General features: G+C 66.2%; 14 protein-coding genes. 5 read left to right on the forward strand and 9 right to left on the reverse strand.

What is annotated here, in order from left to right:
* Window positions 1–82: 82 nt before the first annotated feature.
* Window positions 83–385 carry a response regulator transcription factor gene (locus tag ASD90_RS21575; RefSeq protein ID WP_056761208.1) on the reverse strand — a complete coding sequence of 101 codons (303 nt, stop codon included), beginning with the start codon at window positions 383–385 and terminating at the stop codon, window positions 83–85.
* Between the two features lie 35 nt (window positions 386–420).
* Here ASD90_RS21575 and ASD90_RS21580 point away from each other — a divergent pair, with 35 nt between their 5' ends.
* Both ASD90_RS21580 and ASD90_RS21585 read left to right on the forward strand, forming a co-directional pair.
* Entirely contained in the window at window positions 421–975 is a 555-nt protein-coding gene (locus ASD90_RS21580; RefSeq protein ID WP_056761211.1) for a DUF4231 domain-containing protein, read from the forward strand.
* A gap of 803 nt (window positions 976–1778) precedes the next feature.
* Window positions 1779–4883: an NB-ARC domain-containing protein gene (locus ASD90_RS21585; RefSeq protein WP_162260236.1), complete on the forward strand. Its 3105-nt coding sequence runs from the start codon at window positions 1779–1781 to the stop codon at window positions 4881–4883.
* Between the two features lie 1129 nt (window positions 4884–6012).
* Here ASD90_RS21585 and ASD90_RS21590 read toward each other — a convergent pair.
* The 8 genes from ASD90_RS21590 to ASD90_RS21625 all read right to left on the reverse strand — a co-directional run bounded on the left by ASD90_RS21590 (window position 6013) and on the right by ASD90_RS21625 (window position 14938).
* Entirely contained in the window at window positions 6013–8061 is a 2049-nt protein-coding gene (locus ASD90_RS21590) for an FRG domain-containing protein (RefSeq protein WP_162260237.1), read from the reverse strand.
* Window positions 8062–8438: 377 nt separating this feature from the next.
* Window positions 8439–9815, reverse strand: coding sequence for a helix-turn-helix domain-containing protein (locus ASD90_RS21595; protein ID WP_056761220.1), 1377 nt, complete (start codon window positions 9813–9815; stop codon window positions 8439–8441).
* Window positions 9815–10147, reverse strand: coding sequence for a hypothetical protein (locus ASD90_RS21600; protein WP_056761222.1), 333 nt, complete (start codon window positions 10145–10147; stop codon window positions 9815–9817). Before ASD90_RS21600 ends, ASD90_RS21595 begins: the two co-directional genes overlap by 1 nt.
* A gap of 28 nt (window positions 10148–10175) precedes the next feature.
* A complete protein-coding gene (locus ASD90_RS23675; RefSeq protein ID WP_056761225.1) occupies window positions 10176–11624 on the reverse strand; it encodes a CHC2 zinc finger domain-containing protein in 1449 nt (482 codons plus the stop codon).
* Window positions 11621–12286 carry a hypothetical protein gene (locus tag ASD90_RS23680; RefSeq protein WP_056761228.1) on the reverse strand — a complete coding sequence of 222 codons (666 nt, stop codon included), beginning with the start codon at window positions 12284–12286 and terminating at the stop codon, window positions 11621–11623. Before ASD90_RS23680 ends, ASD90_RS23675 begins: the two co-directional genes overlap by 4 nt.
* 75 nt (window positions 12287–12361) lie before the next feature.
* Window positions 12362–12787 carry a hypothetical protein gene (locus ASD90_RS21615; protein WP_056761231.1) on the reverse strand — a complete coding sequence of 142 codons (426 nt, stop codon included), beginning with the start codon at window positions 12785–12787 and terminating at the stop codon, window positions 12362–12364.
* On the reverse strand, window positions 12784–13203 hold the full coding sequence (locus tag ASD90_RS21620) for a hypothetical protein (RefSeq protein WP_056761234.1): 420 nt from the start codon (window positions 13201–13203) through the stop codon (window positions 12784–12786). Before ASD90_RS21620 ends, ASD90_RS21615 begins: the two co-directional genes overlap by 4 nt.
* The gene (locus ASD90_RS21625; RefSeq protein WP_056761238.1) at window positions 13181–14938 is read right to left on the reverse strand and encodes a type IV secretory system conjugative DNA transfer family protein; all 1758 of its coding nucleotides are present in this window, start codon (window positions 14936–14938) and stop codon (window positions 13181–13183) included. Before ASD90_RS21625 ends, ASD90_RS21620 begins: the two co-directional genes overlap by 23 nt.
* 206 nt (window positions 14939–15144) lie before the next feature.
* Between ASD90_RS21625 and ASD90_RS21630 the strand changes: the two genes are divergently transcribed.
* The 3 genes from ASD90_RS21630 to ASD90_RS24795 all read left to right on the forward strand — a co-directional run bounded on the left by ASD90_RS21630 (window position 15145) and on the right by ASD90_RS24795 (window position 18413).
* Complete coding sequence (locus ASD90_RS21630) at window positions 15145–16098, forward strand: hypothetical protein (protein ID WP_056761241.1); 954 nt, start codon at window positions 15145–15147, stop codon at window positions 16096–16098.
* A 717-nt stretch (window positions 16099–16815) separates the two neighbouring features.
* The gene (locus ASD90_RS23200) at window positions 16816–17748 is read left to right on the forward strand and encodes a RuBisCO large subunit C-terminal-like domain-containing protein (protein ID WP_162260238.1); all 933 of its coding nucleotides are present in this window, start codon (window positions 16816–16818) and stop codon (window positions 17746–17748) included.
* Complete coding sequence (locus ASD90_RS24795) at window positions 17745–18413, forward strand: histidine phosphatase family protein (protein WP_082588959.1); 669 nt, start codon at window positions 17745–17747, stop codon at window positions 18411–18413. Before ASD90_RS23200 ends, ASD90_RS24795 begins: the two co-directional genes overlap by 4 nt.
* Window positions 18414–18470 lie beyond the last annotated feature (57 nt).

Genomic DNA, 18470 nt, shown 5'->3' on the forward strand with positions numbered 1-18470 from the left:
GTTAGGCAGCTTGGTCGCTACCGATCCTGAAGACCTCGACGCATCTATGCCCGGACCGCCACGCCGAACGCCTCACCCACGCTCAGATCCGAAGAGCCGGGATAGATCCCTCGGCGGCAGCGAGGTGATCGGCCGCGCGAGGAGTCCAGGCGGGCGCGAGCTCGACGGGGCGGCGACGAAGAACCGCGGCTGCGTCGGTTCGGGTAGGTGCGTCGAGCTTCGCCAGAATGCTGTGAACGTGGTTCTTCACCGTGGCCATCTGGATGGTCAGCCGGTTCGCGATCTGCTTGTTGGAGAGCCCTTCCTGCAGGAGCGCGGCGACCTCGAGCTCACGAGACGTCAGCCGTGAGCCATATTCGAGGGGTCCGAGGAGCGGCCCGATCATGCCGAGCCGGCGAAGCAAGCTGGCGGCGATGTGCGGTGGATGAATATGCCACGCTCGTCAACATGCGGAGCCAAGCTGAGGACAACCCAGGCAAGGGCGGCGGCGCCCACGGGTGGATGCGCGTGGGCGGTGCGTTGCCGGAGCCCCCGCGAGCAGAGGACCGCGACGATCCCCTGTGGCAAGAGTTGACGGCCGAGTTCAACTGGTATGACAGGGCCGCGACGCGAAGCCGAATCACCTATCAGATCCTCAAGTTGACAGCTCTGGTCGCAGGCGCCGCCGTGACCGTGCTTGCGGCCATCGCCGCGCCTCCAGCGCTCACCGCCTCGCTTGCCGGGGCCATCGTTGTCCTGGAGGGGGCTCAACAGATGTTCCAACTCCACTCGAACTGGATCTCGTATCGATCGACTTCAGAGGCCCTTCGCCGACACGCGTTCCTCTACGTTGCTGACGTCAGTCCGTTCAACGACCCGGCCACGCGCCGAGAGCGCTTGGCGGCCTTCCTCAAAGACCTCACAGCAAGGGAGAACACCAGCTGGACTGACACCATGAGGCAGATCGAGGCCCGCGGGAGCGGCCAGCAACGATAGAGCACCACTGGACGTCTCCTCGAGGGAGCGGGATCGGCACGGGCTTTCCGGGGCCGGGAAACGGCGGATGAACCAGATGATTCACATCGCCGCGATCAGTCAGATCTGACCCCACACCCGACGGATGGGCCTACCACCGGCGCAAGTGTGCTGAAGGCGAGAGACCTCTCGAGGACCTGCGGTGCCTCAAGCGCAGGATTTTCGATGCCCTCCACCGCCAGCCCGTGGCCGACACGACAGCCCCGATGACGGAGGCAGTGGAGGCCGGACCGGGAGGGCACTGCGGGGTCTCAAGAACTCAGCGCGGTTGACCTTGCCGCCGAGCCTCGACACTGCGGTTCAGCCAAATCCCGGGCGACCGCACAACCGGCGCTACGCCCGGCACCGACGCCAAGGGGACCGACATCGAGAAGACATCGAAGCGACCGCTTGACAACAGAAGGGGCCCGCATGCACGCAATCCTGGGACAGCTCGGGCGGCATGGCGGATGTCCTGTCAGGCCAGATTCGGTTCAAACGTCCCTGAGAGGATGCGGTCCATGTCAGGTGCGCTCGCCGAGTCGTGCTCCCAATGCCCGCGATAACGGCGACCTCGGCGTCGTCGATTCTCTCCCGCGGTCTACGTCTGGACCGCAGTTTGCGGCTTCAGAAGGGGCGCGGCACGGCGAACGGCTGCCTTGGACACCTGCCGCCAGGTGACTGCGCCGGCGGAGTTTCCTTGGTATAACGGGAAGTACGCGCTATCGCTGCCGCGCAAGGGGGCCCTCATGGGGAACGATGGAGCTGTACTGAACGACCTGCGCGTGCGTCTGCGCAAGAACCCAGAAAGTGTAGTATTTCTCGTGGGTGCCGGTGTCTCGATCCAGACATCCAAGCCCAAGAATGGCCCACCACTGCCGACCACGACTTGGCCCGGCCTGTTGGCCAGTGGAGTCACCTGGGCCCGCGACACACGCTTGGTATCCGATGGGGATGCAGACATCGCGCTGGCAATACTGGGCTCTGGCAAGGCTCCGACTACCAAAGGGCTTATGCGGGTCGCCGAGGACGTAAGCCAGTGGTTCAGCGGCGCCCCCGACGAGTACGGCGCCTGGCTGGAGGCGAGCGTCGGGCACTTGCCTATCCGGGACAAGGGGCCGATCCACGCCCTCGATGCGCTGGGAGGCATGCTCGTCACTACAAACTACGACGATTTGATCGAGCGGGTGTCGAGTCGACAGCGTGTCTTCACCTGGAAACAGGTACCCGATGTCAGGCAGACCTTCCTAGACGGCACTCCGTCGGTGCTGCATCTCCACGGGCATTTCGCGCAGCCGGACACCGTTGTTCTCGGCCCCAAGAGTTATGACCGCTTGCTTGCAGACAAGTCAGTGCGCCTGCTCCGCAATGCCCTGGCCTACGGCAAGCTGCTCGTCTTCGTCGGCTTTGGGGCCGGTATATCGGACCCCAATTTTGGTGACCTCCGCCGGTTGCTAACGGTTACGGACGCCGCTCGGGACATTACACACATTCGGCTGACCCTCGCCGATGACCTGCCAGCGCTTCGGCGCACGCACGCCAAGGACAACATCCATCCGGTGCCCTTTGGAACACGGTACTCAGATCTCGAGGTGTTCCTCAGAGGGCTCAAGCCCCATCGCAGCCCTGCAAAACGGCGGTGCAGCCCTGACATGCCGCCGGCCCAGCGCCTCGTCGGGACCGGGGGTATCGTGGACGACGTGGTGCAGCGGCTCCTCACCGGCACGGACATTGTGCTGTTGGGAGCGGTCGGCGGCTCGGGCAAAACGGCTGTTGCTCTCGCGGTGGCCGCGCGCCAAGAGGTCGCCGAGGCGTTTCCAGACGGGACGCTCTGGGCCTCACTTGGACAAGCGCCGGATCTCGGCGTGATCACCCGCTCGTGGGCTCGCGCGCTCGGCATGCCGGCGGGCCAGGTCAACGCCATGACGACCGTGGCCGGTGGGGCCATGACGGGCGAGGAGCTATTGCGCAAGTTCCTGCTTGACAAACGATGCCTCATCCTCATTGACGACGCCTGGTCCACCGAGGCGGCAAGGGCGCTGCGCGTCGGTGGGGTGCGGTGCGCTCATTTGGCGACGACGCGACGACTTTCAGTGGCGCAGGACTTGCGGGGTGCCAATGATCCTCCGGCTGTCAACATCGACGCACTGGACACTGCGCGCAGCATCGAGCTGCTGCGTGACCGCGCGCCAACAGCGGTCGGTTTGCGGGAGAGTGATATTAGAGACCTGGCCGAGGCGGTCTTTGGGCTGCCCGCGTCCCTTGTCGTCCTCGCTCGACTGCTTGAGAACGAAGCGCAGAATGGGATCGAAGGACTGGATGCGGAGATCGCGCTCTTGCGCGAAGGGCTCCACTCTGCCCATGCGTACGAACTTCCCCTTGAGGGCTTGAGCGCGGACGACACGCGCCGCGTCACGTCGTTCAGCGCAATTCTCGATCGAACGACTCAGGCACTGAGCGAACCAGCCCGCAAGGCTGCCCCGGACATCACGGCGCTACCGAAGAAGGCCGACACGTTTTCTAGTGACCTGGCTCGGGTCGCCGGCGACCTGGACGGTCCGCAGTTCAGCGAGATCCGGGAGTTTGGTCTCGTCGAGGCAACCGGCGCCCGGTATTGGATGCATCAGGTGCACTGGGACTACCTGCGGTTGCAGCAGCATCCAGCGGCGCGCGTTCGAGTTGCTGAGCATCTGATCCAGCTCATGAAAGCCGACGTTCGCGGTGCTGGGCGCACCGCATGGCTCGACTCCATCCGTGATGAGATGGGCAGCATTCGGTACTCGCTCGACAGCCTGGTCCAGGACGCCGACCGGGACCGAGCACTCCGTCTGGCCGGAGGTCTGGGGGACTATCTGTACGAACGCAGCCTTTTTCGGGACGGTATGGAATGCCTCGGATGCCTCGTGTCGGTGATCGCCCCCGGAGTCCTCGAAGGAGGCGCGGACTGGGTCAGCGAAGGGCCGATGCCCGAACAGGACCTTGCCATGCTCGCCAAGTGTGTCAATGATCTCGGCACATGCGCGTACAACCTCGGTGAGACCGGGCTCGCGGAACAGGCTTACACGCGCGGCAAGGAGCTGCGGACGGCGCTGAAGCATCGCGACCTCAGCGGATCCTTGAACAACGTAGGGCTGATCCACCGGGACCGGGGTGCCGTGGCTAAAGCCAAGCAGCTGTTCGGTCGCGCGCTGAAGATGAACACGAAGTTGATCGTGGCCGAGCCGGAGAACGATCGCCATCACAAGTGGGCAGGCATCAACCTCGACAACCTTGCAGTGAGCGGCTTCGAGTTCACACCCCTTACTTCCGATGGCATGCATGAGCGATCACTATTGAAAAGCGCTGGCGAGCATTTCACCAACGTGGGATGGTCATGGGGCCAAGCCATGGTGACCTGCGACCGGGGCAAGCTGCAGATCTGTCTCGGAAACCTCGACAAAGCTCGTCAGCTTATCCTCGAGAGCCTCCGGATGAGGACCATGATCGGGGATGAACGCGGACAGATCCTGAGCATGATGGCGCTGGCCCACGTGGAGCTGGTCTCGGAGGACGGTCGAGCGAGTGAGAGCAAGCTGGGGGCCGCCCTTGATGCAGCCCTGAAACTGGGCGAGGACCGGCTCACCTCCGAGTGCATGATCGCCCTCGCCGCGACCCAGGCGGGCGGCCAGCGCTCCGCCGCGGGCGGATACGCACTGGCATGGCGTTCAGAAAGGCGACTCGCCCCAACCCGCCTTGTCGCGTGGACCCAACACGCACAAAAGCCCTCTCGTGGGATCGACGCCGCCGACGTGCAGGGCTCGCAGTCGCTCCGCACGGCAGCGCGTGCACTGGCCTTGACAGTCCGGGCCGACTGGACCTCCGTGCTCGAAGCAACACTCCGGGCTGCCTGACTCTGATGTCTAAGGAGGTCGGTCACCTTACTCCGGTCTGGCGCCGAGGTCGAGCCCCACAGCTCGCCGGTCTGTGCGCAAGCATGCCGATGGACGTAACGGTCAGTATCCCGCCGCGCGGCGGTCGTTGTGTCGCGGCCAATCCAGCCGCGGGGTCTGCAAGATTCAGCATCTCCAGCCGTCAGTCCGGTCCCGGTCGATCGGGTTTGACGCCCGGGCTGTCCTCGAGCCAGGGCTCCGGCCAGGGCAGGGGGTCGGGATCCTGGTCCAGGAGCGTGGTGTAAGACGAGGTGACCCAGCCTGGCATCGACATGGTGCCGTTACCGCGGGATATCCTCGAAGGCGGATTCCAATGGTAATTGCAACACCCGTGTGAAGGGTGTCGTCCACGGCGGATTGAGTGTGGGGCGGCCGGGTCTTCCCCGGGCCCGCGCCGTGAGGTGTGGCGGCGGTTCTGGGCGTTGACCCGGTCCGCGGCCCCGGTCGAGGCAGCTGCGCTCGGGGTTGGGGTCACCCCGACGCCGGCGGACTGAATCCGCAGTAGCGGCCGTTGTCGGGACGGCACCTGTCGTTCGGGGAGCGGGACGGCCGAGGCGTCCGTCCACACGCAACTCGAACCCGACATAAACGCCCCGATCATCGACTACATTGAGCACGTCGTGGTGCTGGCCGAGCTGCCGTCACCGGCTTACTGCGCGGCCAAGAGCGACCTGCCGTCTGACTAGAGCCGCGCGATCGGATCGAGAGCATATGCTCTTCCAGCGGCTTTCGACCATCGGCGCCATTTACACGGGGTGGCCTTTGGCGCCACCCGCGCAGCTCGTTTGCCGCTGCTGGATCGATGGCGCGGTCAGTCTGCCTGTTCGTCGGGCGCCCGAAACGCGGCCACGGTCAGCAGCTCGGGTGGCCGTCGCGGCGTGGGGTCCAAACCGCGAGATTCATACCTTGCGTGACGAGGGTCGTACGGCGAAGCCATTTCAATCGTCGGCGAAGCCGCTGCCACCAGGCTCGCGCACCTTCTGACCTCGGATGAGGCCGACGTTGGGCGCCCGACGCCGGGGTCGGTGGAAGCGCCTCGCTTGATCCTGGATATGTCCAGCTCGGTGCTGTTGGCGAGGCAGACGGCGAGTCACGCGTCCGGCAACGCCTCCTGTGCAGCGGAAGCGAGGTAGCTCGCCTCCCAGCCCCGCACGTGCTGGAGCTTCTCCCAGGAGGCAAGGTAGAGCCCGACGGCGAGTGCCACCGCTTCACCTGACTCGTGGTCCGGTGGGCCGCCCCGGTAGTACTCGTCATCCAAGGTGCCGAGCGCACCATGGACCTGCTGTTCGAGTCGCCGCACGTCTACCGCGAAGAGCTCGGCGAGCCGCTCCAGCGCGATGGCCAGAGGAGTCAGCGCCGCGTCGCTCTCTGGCGTCGTTTCGGGCGAACCGTCGGCGGCCCGGTGACCTAGCGATGCGAGTTCCTCGCCGACCGCGGCGCGAGCATGGGCGAGTCGGAAGTAGTCGGACAGAATCCGGCCAACCCGCGGCCGTTCTTCATCGTCGAGTGCCGCCGAGAGCCGCGGAAAAAAGTCGCTGGCCGCGCGCACCTGCCGGAACAGGTTCGCTCCGGTCGAACCCGGCAGGCCGGCGCCGGGAAGGCGGGCCTCCGCTAGCTTCGGTGGCAGGGGGTACGTGAGTGCGTGGCTTCGACCAGCCTTGACCTTCTCGGCGAGCCGCTGAAGAACCGAGTCGGCCGGTAAGATGTCTGCCTCCGTCACGGCGGTCGCCGGGTCCTCGTAGACATCGCCCGCGTGCTGTTCGAACAGCATCACGTCGATCGACACCGAGCTGAGATCTCGTTCTTCGAACCCGCTGAGGAAGAGGGCTGACTGCCGGCCGATGCGGTCGTCCTCGGCCCCCAGCGCCGGCTCAATGACCTCGAAGAGACCAATCCTGATGTCGGCGGCGTCGAGCATCGAAAAACCCGGCAGGTCTTCGCCAGCGCCGGTGTCGACCTTGAGCTCGGCACGGTCCGTGTTCAGGTAGTAGATGACACCGACACAATCGGGCTCCACCAGCTGTCCTCGTGCGGGCATCGTGGCGAAGAGAGCCGCGACCGACAGGGACCTGGTGTAGTCGAGGAGCGGTGTAGGGAAGCCGTAGTGCTGGGCGACGGCGAGCAACTCGTCCTCACTGGGCGGCCCCCCGAAGAGGTCGCCCTGATGCTTCCTCAGGACCGTGATGAATCGACGAGTTGTGTCGACCCGCTTGCGAAGCGTCTCCACCGTCAGTGGGCGCCCGTCGGATTGCGGCCGGAAAAGGGTGGGAGTCAAGGGCCACAGGGCGCTCCACTGGCCGCGAAAGACGTGGTCTCTGCCTACCTGCTGACTCCACATGAGGTCCCAGATCGACGAGTAGACTCGGCCGCGATTGGCCGTGCGCCGGACATCGGAAGCCGCGTCGAGCAGGCCGGCGTCGAGGGCTTGAACCACGTCGGAACCCAACCGGTTGGCATGACGCAGCCCCGCCAGAAGTGGGGCCGCGCTGTTGGTTTGCCACCTCAACAGGGTTTGTAGGTCGGTCCAGGTGAACGGGTCGCTCGCGTTGAGTGCCGCGCCGAGGTCCCGGCGTACGGTCCCACGCGGGTCGCGCCCGTGCATCAGGCAGAGGTCGCGCAGCACCTGACCCCCCGCCGGTTTGGGCCCGCCCAGACGACGAGCTCGGCGAGCTCGGTCTCTATGCGAACCGTCAGCCACGACCACCGATACGTCGTCCGCTTGGAGCCAAACGCGGTCCGCCTTGCTGGCGACGGCGCGGCCTTCGGGACTGACCAGCACCAAGCGACCCAGATGGACCCCGCGGGGGACCGGACTGAACTGTATGTGCCGATCGGCGCTGCTCGACGTGTGCTGCGGGGCGTCGCAGAAGGCCGCCCAGGTGTCCACCAGACGGACCGACAGCTCCGTCCCGCCGGCGTCCGCGACGACTATCGTGCGCCCACCGAGCAGGGCCGAAGAGATCGACTCACCCTCCTCTGCCGTGAGCTGCTCCCCGTCCAGCACGACGACTTCGGCGTCGATCTGCAGTCGACTCGCGATGGCAACGGCGAGTCGCCCCGCATCGACGGAGCCGACGTAGGTCACCTGAATCGCCGAGGCGAAGCGAAGCGTGAGCGCCAGCAGCTCGACAGCGTCCACGCCAGCTCCCTCCTGCTCCCAAGGCACGTGCACTACATCGGTCATCGGAACCATGATCACGCACGCGGCGCTGCCCGACGAGGGCAAGAACCATCTTCCGGAACGGTAGCGGTCGGTGCGCCGACCCAACCATGTCGATCCAGTGGCACGAATTCCTGTTTTGTGGACCTGACCGGATAGCGCCGGTCCCCGACAACGGCGTTGGCGGGCTGTGCTCCACCGCCCTGCGGACTCGGCGTCGAAACGCCTCTCTGCCCCCGATCGAGCGGTTCCGGCCGCGCGTCACATTGGGCGGGATGGGCGCCCTCCGCGAGTGTGATGGTCGCTGGGGCTTCCGTACGGCAAACGCGGTGCGATGCGGCGGCTGGCACCTCAGTTCACAGGTCTGCAGTGCAGACCACGTCGGCCGTCAGCGGTTTCTGCCGCACGGTGGGTGGGAGTGCTCGCGCGACCTGCGTGGCGGCTGCTTGGGCTTCCCAAACGGCGCTTGGAAGGTCCGGAACGTCGCAGATCGTGGCGGTGACCATGCGTCCGGCGAGGGTGGCAGTCAGGCGTCGCGCGTCCGCGGTGGCGTGTCGCGCGTGGACGAAGAGAGCGTTGGAGTCGAGTAAACGGCTGGCCCATGTCGTAGCGGTGGGTGTCATACTCGCCAGGACGCTCGCGCCGCGCATCAGAGATTGGTACGTGGCTTCGGCATCCGGAGACGCTTGACGGGCCGGCCCGGTGATGGACGCCAGGCTCGAGTAGAGGTGGCGTGACGCGTCGACGTAGTCATGCGAGGGTGGCGCGCCTGTGGTGGTCTGCGACCATGCCTCGGCCGCACCCTGGAGGGCCACCGCCGATCGCCGGAGGCGTTCACGAACGTCTGACGTGGCAGACGTCGGCGTCGTGGCCCTCAGGACGGCGTTCAGCGCGGCGTAGAGATGCACGCCCTGCCTATTGATGTCTCTGAGTACTTCGACGCTGGGGACGCGAGCACGAAGCTCCGCGCGGGTAGCTTTCGCCCACTGGTGGATCGCGAGATCAAGCCCCTGCGCGTCGGTGAGGATCTCCCGCGCGGGGGAGGGGGCCGCGACGTTCTGCAGCCCACTCAAGGGTGCGCCGTTCGGAAGTCGCTGGACCAAGGACGACGCGTACCGCGCGATAGCTAGGGGCCGGTCAGCGATGGCAGGGTCGCATGTGCCCAGGACGTGCGTTGCAGCAGCGCTGGCCACATCGAGGCACTCCTTCGCGATCGTCGCCGCCGACGCCGCCTGCAGCTCAGGAACGGCGGGGACCATCCTGTTGAGGACGAGGAGGTCGGTGAGGGCGCCGACCGTACACGCGAGTCGCGCGAGTGGGTGATCGTCGTCGCTCGGTGAGGGGTGGACGGGCCCGTTGAGCCCGAGCTCGCCTCTAGGGATGCGGTAGCCGGTGTCCGTGGGGGCTGCCAGCAGTGCGCCGGCCCGGATGCATTTCCTCGCTGCGGCTTCGCTGATCCCCAGGAACCGCGCGGCCTCGCGTGGCGTGTAATCGGGTTGGTCGCCTACGGGCTGGAGCGGCTGGGGATAGTCGCGGAACGCCCTGTGCAGCGCGACGGTGTGGGCGTCGGCGGGCGACCATCCGACGCGTGCGCTCACGAGCTCATGCAGCAGCCTGTAGATGCTCTGGTCGAACGACTCCCACCGCTGCCTGGACACGGGCTGACGGGATCGTTCGAGGTCGGCGAGTGTGAGACGCGCTCTCTCGAGCAGGTCAGTAGCGGTCGTCGTCATCAGTGACGCGCCTTGACGGTGCTGTGCGGTCGCGCGTCGAGGTCTCGCGCGTTCTCCGCGAGGTCGAGGACGTGGGCGCGCCAGAACGCGAGGTCGCTGGGCGACTCTTCGGCAGTCAGCTGGTCAAGCGCCTCGCCGGCTGACATCAGGTGGGCGTGCAGGTCCCTCACGGGAACGTTCGCAGTCGGTGGCATGGGGTCGAGGCCCGAGGCGATGAGCCGGATCGTCCCGGCCATGGCTGACCACGGGTCGAGCGGATTCCCCTGAGCGCGGTCCGCGGCGAGGTCGGAGGCCGCTTGCAGCTCGGCGGCGGCGGTCTCGAGGAGTGTCATGGATGGCATGCTGTTCGAGGCTCCCGGTTCAGATCAGGGATGGGGTGACGGGGATAAGTGGGGTAGCCCGGGTAGCTGTTGGCGGCTGGCGCATCGCGTCCTCGAGGGCTTTGGCGTAGGCGTCGCGCGGGTTCCAGCCGTGGCGGGTCATCTCTGACGTCGAGTCGCGCAGGAGTTGAGCGCGCTCGGTCGGTGGCAGCTGAGCAGCGAGCGCAGCGATCGTGTCCACGGCATCCCGGATGGGGTCGTCGACGCGATCGAGCAACAGCTGGATCAGCTGTCGCCCAGGGACGACCGTGCTGAGGACTTCCAGATCGTGCGCGTTCCCGGGGCGAGCGAAGAGGTCGCCCAGTCCGTTCGGGCCTCGGGCGGCCAGCCAGTCGGCAGGATCGGACCCAGGCGGGAGTCGGCTGACCAGCACGGGGGCGCGCCGCTCGATGCAGGCGGCGTCGAGCCAACGAGTCGTGCCTTGCTGCCCGGCCGGGTCTCCGTCGAAAGCGATCCTCGGCGGCCTGTGTGTCATCGCCAGAACCTGCTCAACGTGGGTGGGCGACACCGCGACTCCGTTGGTGGAGCAGACCGCGACGCGCGACGAGGCCTCGACGGCGGCGGCAGCGGCCGCCACGGCCAGGGCGTCGAGCGCTCCTTCGACGACGAGCACCTGGGCGTCGGGAGCGAGTGGGGCGTGGGTCGGGCGGTAGAGGACCTCGGACTTGTCGAACACGGGCGTGTGCGTCGGGTTGCGGTACTTGGGCGCGGCGGGGTGGCCACTGATGTCCCGTCCGATGAAGCCGCGGATCTGGTTGCGGTCGTTCGTGATCGGGATGATGACTCGGTTGCGGTAGGTGTCGATGAGGCGCCCGCCTCGGGTGCGCATGGCGAGGTCCATGCCGAGGAGCTCGTCGTCGTCGACGCCCTGGGAGCGGAGGTGATCGGTCAGGGACGACCAGCCGTGCGTGGCGTGGCCGACGAAGATCTGTCCCCCGAACGTGCGGGTGAGCGGTTCGAGGTCGATTCCGCGGCGGTGCTGCAGGTAGTGCGTGGCGAAGCCGGCGCCCACGGGCGTGGCGAAGTGTTCCCAGGCCAGCTGGTTAATCTCGAACGCGCGGCTAGAGGGGATGTCGGCAATGGCCGGTTCGGGGACGGCGCGGAGGTGGGGTCGAGGTCGGACTACGGACAGCGACCGCTCCCGGTACCGGTCCCCGTCGAGCTCAGCCACGGCTTCGAGGAAGCCCAGGTTGCGGGTGCGGCAGACGAAGTCGATGACGTCGCCGCTGGCGCCGCACCCGAAGCAGTGGAACCGGTTCGGGACGCCGTCCACCGACAACGAGGGCGTCGCGTCGTCGTGGAAGGGGCAGCAGCCGACATAGCCGTGCCCGCGTTGGTGCAGCTCGATCCCGGCTGCCGCGACCACGTCCGCGAGTGGGTGCCGGGCGCGGACCTCCTCCACGTCGACGGAGCGTCGTTGGACGTTCACAGCTGCGCCTCGACGACGTGAACGGTGTCCCGGTCGGCGGAGTCGAGCGCGGCGCCGTAGCCGGCGACGAGCTGGGCGAACGACTCGATGGACATGTGGATGTCGGTGTCCGTGGCGTGCGCGAAGGCGCGGTCGACGGCGGCGCGGGCAGCGGTCGGGGAGAGGACGGCATACTCCTGCCACGTCGGGTCGTAGGCGTAGAGCAGGCCGTGGGTGGCCGTGTCGCCGTCGAGCCGCAGGGAGATCCGCTGGTTGCTGCGCGGCCCCCAGCGCATGCCGTAGTCGCGGTCGATGCCTCGGATGTTGCGGTGCTGGGAGTCGAACGCCTTCGGCCCCGTCCATTCGATGGCCCACTTCGGGGGTGGCGCCGCAACCCCGTGGGCGTATCCCGCCGCGCGAAGGTCCGAGATCTCGCTGGCTCCGGCGTCCAGTGCCGTCGTGATGCGTTCGGCGATGGCGAAAGGGTCGTGCCCGACGACCGGGGCCAGGAGCTGCCCGATGGCGTGGGCGTAGGCGTTGCGCTGACCGAGTCGGTACCAGTAGTCGATCGGGTCGTGCTCCTCGACGTTGCGGCTCGCGTTGCGAGCCAGGGCCAGGAGCTGGTCGACGGCTGCGTCCGACGTGGGCTCGATGGTTGGCGTGGGGTGCGCGTTGGCTGACATGGCGGCCCTCCCGTGCGCGGGGCCCTCCCGCGCATCTGGAGGGAGGACAGTCCGCGGGGGACACCATGTGTCCGGTCAATCGGAGTGCCGCGCAGTGACTTTCGTTGCAGGCCATGGTGCGATGAGATCGTCGCGGTGGCCGGCGACTGAGCACTGGGTCTTGCCCACGTGCTCGATCAGGATGATCTGCGCGTCGTGGAGGGCTCGGACGAAGTCCATGGCCGCGGCGGGGGAGGCGGTGTCGGCGTAGTCGGCGCGCTCGTGGTCGCGGAGCGCGGAGAGGATCTCGATGAGGGCGCCGTGCTGCGCCCAGCACGGAGGGATGATGCGTGGCTCGACGGCGAAGCGGCGCACGAGGTGTCGCACCCACTCGTCGAGCTCCTGCATCCGGTCGCGGGATTCGTCCTCTGTGAGGGATGGCCAGTGCACGGGTCCCCGGAGTTGGCCGAAGGTCCGCTCGAACGGATCGGCACCGAAGTCCAGCGCTTCGTCGGTCGTCACGGAGCAGGACTGTGCGGGTGAGTGGGGTTGTCGTCGGCGCGGGCGGCCCGGGCCTGCCTCATGGAGGCGATGATCGCGGCCGTTGCCGTCGTGCGGTCTGAGCGCAGCCACGTCGGGTGGGCGTCGATGAGGGCGTGCAGCCTCTGGTGGTCGGGACGGCACAGGGGCACCAGGTCCTCGACCAGCTCGATGCCGAGACGTGCGTAGGTGGCGTGGTGCAGGTGCCCGGCTTTCAGGGTCCAGCGTCGACCGCAGACCAGGCACGATGGCTCCACGCCGGTGGCGGTCAGCCAAGCGGCATACCACTGCTTGCGCTTGTCGCTCCACACGCGGGAGTTGAGGTACGCGTCGTAGGCGGCTCGGCGGGCGCGCCGGGTCCGCCGGGCGGTGGGGTCAGGGACGGACGATGCTCGCATCTCGAATCCTCTGCTCGAGGTCCTTGCGGGCAGCAGTGAGGCTCTTGGCATCCTTGCGCTTGGTCCACGGGCTCATGGTTAGCGCGATCGGTGGCGCCGAGCGCATGAGGAGCACAGCGGACCCGAAGGGAAGGGTCCGGAGCTCGGCCGGCGTGAGGATCGGCACTTCGCTCGTGGAGGTCGACGTCGAGCGGCGCCCGTCATGGCCGGTGCTGCGGCTCGTGACGTCCTTGGGTCGGGTGCCGATGAGCTTGGACAGGTCGTCGAGGTCGCGTGCGTTGGACCCGCCGCCGAGGATGAGCTTGACGATGGCGGCGTCCCAGATGGCCGACGCCGCGTGCTCGCCCCACACGGCTCGTGCTTGCGCCAGGGACTGGAGCACGACTGTCGTGGCGATGCCGGAGCCGCCACCGTCGGACATGAGCGAGGTGAGCGAGGGGAGTGGGTAGTTCGCGGCCTCGTCGAGGATCATCGACAGGGGAGGGTCGAGGCGTGAGCCGGGCGAGCCGGCGGCCTTGCGCCGTGCGACCTCGAGGACGTCCTCGAGGAACGCGCCGACCAAGCCGGCGGTGGCGGCGGCGCCGGTGGAGGTGCCGAGCAGGTAGACGGTGCCGTTGTTGTCGAGGATGTGTGCCGGGTCGAGGTGCTCGCCCTGGGCGGGGGAGACGGCGTCGAGGACGCGAGGGTCGGCGAGTGCGGCGAAGGCGATGGAGACCATGGCCCAGACGGAGTCGCGCTGTCTGGGGTCGGCGCTGATGATGGAGTCGAGGCCTTGGTGCCACGCCTGTGCCGCCTTTGGGCTCGTGCTGAGGATCATGACCGCTTCGCGGGCATGGACCGCGGACAGCGACCACCGGTAGAGATCCGCCGCGTCGCACTCGCCCAGCGCAGCGGCGTGAAGAAGCGCGCGCACGGCCTGCTCGGCAGAGGACTGCCAGAAGTTCGCGTCCGTGGTGCCGGACGCCGCGCCTTTCGTCAGCGCCTTGGCGCGAATCATCGCGACGTGCGGGTCCTCACAGCCGCGGATCGGTGACCATCGAGCTGTCGAAGGAACCCCGGGCGCGAGGCCTTGCGGATCAAAGACGGCCACCGGCCCGGCAGATTGCCGGGCGCGCAGTGTCGCTGTGATGTTGTCGGGACGGGTGCTCGTCGTCACCACCGCCCCAAGTGCGTCCAGGATGGCCGGGATGACGAGGTGCAGCCCCTTGCCGGAGCGAGGCGGCCCCAAGACGACGGTGGAGTCCTCGACCGTGACAAAGCACTTGATGCCGCTGCTGAGCCCGACCGCATGCGCGACGTGATTGATGGATGCCGCGGCGATCGAGGGCCGCAGTGTCTGGATGCGAGCTTTGAGCCGACCTGCTCCCGCGGTACGAGCGATGTCCGAGTGGGTCGCCATACCGGTGCGGTGGTGCCACGCCACCCGCTGAGTTCGGGCCCGGCTGGCCCGATGGATGGCGTAGGCCGCGCCTCCAGCCGCCAAACCGAGTGCGAACGCCAAGCACCAGAACTCAGGCGTGGAACCACCGCTATGGCCCCACGCGGCGCCTGGTTGATCGGGGTGCAGCAGAACAGATATGACTCCACCTGCGGAGAACAGGGGAACCGGGCTGCTGTGGATCCACGCTTGCAGGGTGGCGGCCAGCCACAGCAGCCCGCTCATACCAAGAGCCGTCGCCAAGGCGCCGAGCGCAGCGGAGTCGCGCGCCGGCAAGGGCCGTGATGCGTCGGTCATGAATCGCGTAGAGGCGGCAGGGGGGCACGATCGAAGGTGCGCCGTCGGCTGACGTAGTCGGCGAGCCGGTTTGGCGCAGTTCCACGCCTGCTGTCAGCCCGGGCGACTGACACCATCGCTGTCACGGGTAGGACTTGGAAGGGCGGCCTGTTGGCGTCACACGAATTGCGGCCGGGCGCCGGGCGGCATGGGGCAGGCTGGATGACATGCCTGTCGTGTCGTTGCGTGCACCGGTCGCGTTGGCCCGCCCCATTGATGACCTCACACCGCAGGGGGCTCAGAATCTGGTGTGGGAACCGAAGTGGGACGGCTATCGCGCGCTGGTAGGAGCAGGTCGCATCTATAGCCGGAACGGCACCAACCTCACGCCCCTGTTCCCGGACCTCGCGCCAGTCCTGGCCGCGCGACTGCCCCAGGACCTGGTCTTGGACGGAGAGGTGATCGCGTGGGACCCGGTTGCCGGTCGCCTGGACTTCGAGGGGCTCCAGGCTCGGATGACAGCCGGTCGGCGGATCCGCGCCGTCGCCGCCCGTCGGCCGGCGCAGCTGGTTGTCTTCGACGTCCTCGCTGCCGGCGGAGAGGACCTGCGCGGCCGTCCGTTGCAGGAGCGGCGTGCTGTGCTCGAACATGCGCTAGGCACCATTGCCTCGCCCATCGTGCTGTGCCAGCAGACAGACGACCTGCTTCTGGCACGTGAATGGTTCGGCACACTGACCGCTGGTGGCGTTGAAGGTCTCGTCATCAAGGACGTCCTCAGCAGCTATCCGACCACGGCGGGTCAACGAGTCTGGTGGAAGGTCAAGGCCAGGCGGACGCTTGACATGCTCGCGATCGGGTTCACTGGCGACGCGGCGTCACCCACGGCATTGGTACTGGCCTTCCCAGGTGTCGTCGACGACGAGGACCAGCCAGCCACGGCCGGGTCGACGACCACATTGTCCAAAACCGTGGGCAGAGCCCTCATGCCCTTGTTGCACCCGACTGGGGAGACGTTTCAGCGCACCTTCGCTTGGGGCTCAGCCGGACCCACGAGGGTGACGATCGTCGAACCATTCGTCGTCGAGGTAGAAGCAGACGCGTCCGCCGCCGAGGGCGTGCTCCGGCACGCGGTGCGGCTACACCGAGCCAGACCAGACATTGATCCCGCAGAAGCGATGTGACCGGGGCAAGGCAAACTTCATGAGCCGGCTCCCTGCAGCGCAGCAAATGTTCGCCGTAAATGCGCCATGAAGGGGCGAGCGCAGCCGCCTTCAACGCCGGCATGAGCGCATTTAGGCCGTGGCAGCCGATGCGGCATCGGCGACGGCATCCCGGTACTGGGTCTCGTCGAGAGTGACAACCAGAAGGAGCCAGCCCACATACGCAGCGAATCACTGGGCAGGATCCGGCCCCGCCTGACGCGCGAGTGTCCTTGGTCTGCATGGAGCACATTCTGTGGAGCCGGGTTGACATAATGCCTAGACCGTCCGAAGTCTTCGGGCTCACGATGGCGGGACAAGAAAGAGAGAATTCGTGCGGTCGGGACCCCAGACGATGCAGCCACGCTTGGCGTCGTAGGCGGGTAGAGCCGCCAAGGGGGGCAATAGAGCTAAAGATCCTGTATAACCGATCCAACTCGTCACAACGGCAGGGGTGTGATCGTGCAAGCAAAGTACTACGTCGAGTCCGACCTTGAAGGCGACCAAATAGGACAAAGTATAGCAATTGAGCAGAGTGCAGGAAAGTCACGCAATTGGGATGGGATCTCCAAGTCTAGCCAGCGCTCCGGGTCAGCTCACGTGACGTCCGTCGTCGAAGTGGAACCCCTACCACACCCACTCCCTGTGTATACGGACCCAGTAGCCCACGGTGCGGTTCGGCGAGCATATGAGATCCAAGTGCGCTATAACAATTGGATACCCCAGTGTGGTATCGGAAATTTGCTTAACGTGGTTCTTGGTGAGCCCCAACACCTAGCGACGGTTCGCGCCCTTCGCTTGAAGGAGATCAGGCTCGATGCAGCAGAGATTTCCAGCTTCGGTGGGCCTCGATATGGCAGAAACGTTCTCACTCAGGGGCATGATCTCGTCGTCGCTCCAATCAAACCATCAGCTGGGCTCTCGCCAGAGGAAGCGTCCGCGCTGGCTTTTGAAGCGGCCATGGGGGGTGTCGACATCGTTAAGGATGATGAATTGGCGTTTCCGGGTCTGCGGGGTGCCCCTGAAGAGCGATACCGACAGGTCGCCAGCGCAGTTAGGCGGGCTGAGCAGGAGACGGGAACACGCAGAGCGTACTGGGCCAACGTAATTACTAGCCCGGCGAAGGCTCTTAAGGCCGCGGAAATGGCTGTGAACGCTGGCGCCGACGCGCTTCTGCTTGCGCCAGCCCTGCAGGGCTTGGACGTTTGTGCCGACGTCAGCGCTTCCATCGGCCTGCCGGTGGTGGCACATAATGTCGGCGTGACGTCCATGACGCGCGTAGACGGGTTCGGCATCGATTTATCCGTTTGGATGTATCTGCAGCGGTTGGCTGGGGCGGATGCTGTACTTGCGCCCTCCCCTTTTGGAAGCTTCGGTATCTCGCCTCAGTCGGCGCGTGACGCGATTCGCGCGACCAACGATGAGGTGCCCGGAGTTTCGGCAACGCTATTCAGTCACTCCGGAGGGGTGGGTCCTGAGAATGTTCGTCGGCTGAAGTCTTTGGCCCCTGAAATTGCCGTCGCGTTCACTGCGGGAAGTGCCATCTTTGATCATCCTTTCGGGCCGCGATCAGGTGCAGAGGCTCTGGTGCTGGCCGTGAGGGCCCTTGGATCCCAGGGGCCGTCAGCATGAAAGCGAGACAAGATGGACTCGACTCGGCATGCACAATCTGCCGTGACTTCCAGGAGCCAAATGCAGTGATACTGCGGCATGCCTCCACCTCCCTTAACGAACGAGGAGAATGGCAAGGCCGCGATACCAACGCTCCTTTGAGCGCCTCTGGACGCCACGATGCCGCCGAGGTAGGTCTTGAAATATGTCGAATATACCCGGAGGTAGAATGGACAATTTTGACCTCCCCTTTGCTGCGCGCGCAGCAGACCGCGTTAGCTTTCTCAAAAGCGGGAGTGAAGTGTCAGGAGTTGCTTGTCTGTGACGAACTGATCGAAGCGGACGTGGGTCGCATGACGGGACGGACTTGGGGTGAGTTTGCGCGTATGGCTCCGTCTGAATTCGCAGCTTGGAAGCGAGGGCTTACGCCGAGCTTTCGTGAGGGTGAAAATCGGGATCAGTTACTAGAACGTGCCCGTGACGCCCTCGCGAAGGCAAGAGGGTTTGATCGCGTCATCGTAGTCACTCATCTGATGCTAATGACAGCGGTCAGAGAGATGTTGCCGCTGTCTCGCGACACACCGATCTCGAATCTAGGTGGATTTATGGGCTGGTACGCGTCAAGCGATAGACCCCGAGAAACCTGGTGCGCCGTTGGCGACGACCATTGCGATCCTAGGGGTTGAAGTCTTATGGCGAATAATCGACCTGCTGGAGTGCACCGACCGTATACGACACAAGGC

This window comes from Terrabacter sp. Root181, from assembly GCF_001428505.1.
In the GTDB taxonomy this organism is placed as follows: Bacteria; Actinomycetota; Actinomycetes; order Actinomycetales; family Dermatophilaceae; genus Terrabacter.

Excerpts from the sequence above, each read along its gene's own strand:
- ASD90_RS23680 (WP_056761228.1), bottom strand. The coding sequence starts at position 12,286 with ATGTCAGCCAACGCGCACCCCACGCCAACCATCGAGCCCACGTCGGAC.
- ASD90_RS21620 (WP_056761234.1), bottom strand. The coding sequence starts at position 13,203 with ATGCGAGCATCGTCCGTCCCTGACCCCACCGCCCGGCGGACCCGGCGC.
- ASD90_RS21625 (WP_056761238.1), bottom strand. The coding sequence starts at position 14,938 with ATGACCGACGCATCACGGCCCTTGCCGGCGCGCGACTCCGCTGCGCTC.
- ASD90_RS21575 (WP_056761208.1), bottom strand. The coding sequence starts at position 385 with ATGATCGGGCCGCTCCTCGGACCCCTCGAATATGGCTCACGGCTGACG.
- ASD90_RS21595 (WP_056761220.1), bottom strand. The coding sequence starts at position 9,815 with ATGACGACGACCGCTACTGACCTGCTCGAGAGAGCGCGTCTCACACTC.
- ASD90_RS21630 (WP_056761241.1), top strand. The coding sequence starts at position 15,145 with ATGCCTGTCGTGTCGTTGCGTGCACCGGTCGCGTTGGCCCGCCCCATT.
- ASD90_RS21600 (WP_056761222.1), bottom strand. The coding sequence starts at position 10,147 with ATGACACTCCTCGAGACCGCCGCCGCCGAGCTGCAAGCGGCCTCCGAC.
- ASD90_RS24795 (WP_082588959.1), top strand. The coding sequence starts at position 17,745 with ATGAAAGCGAGACAAGATGGACTCGACTCGGCATGCACAATCTGCCGT.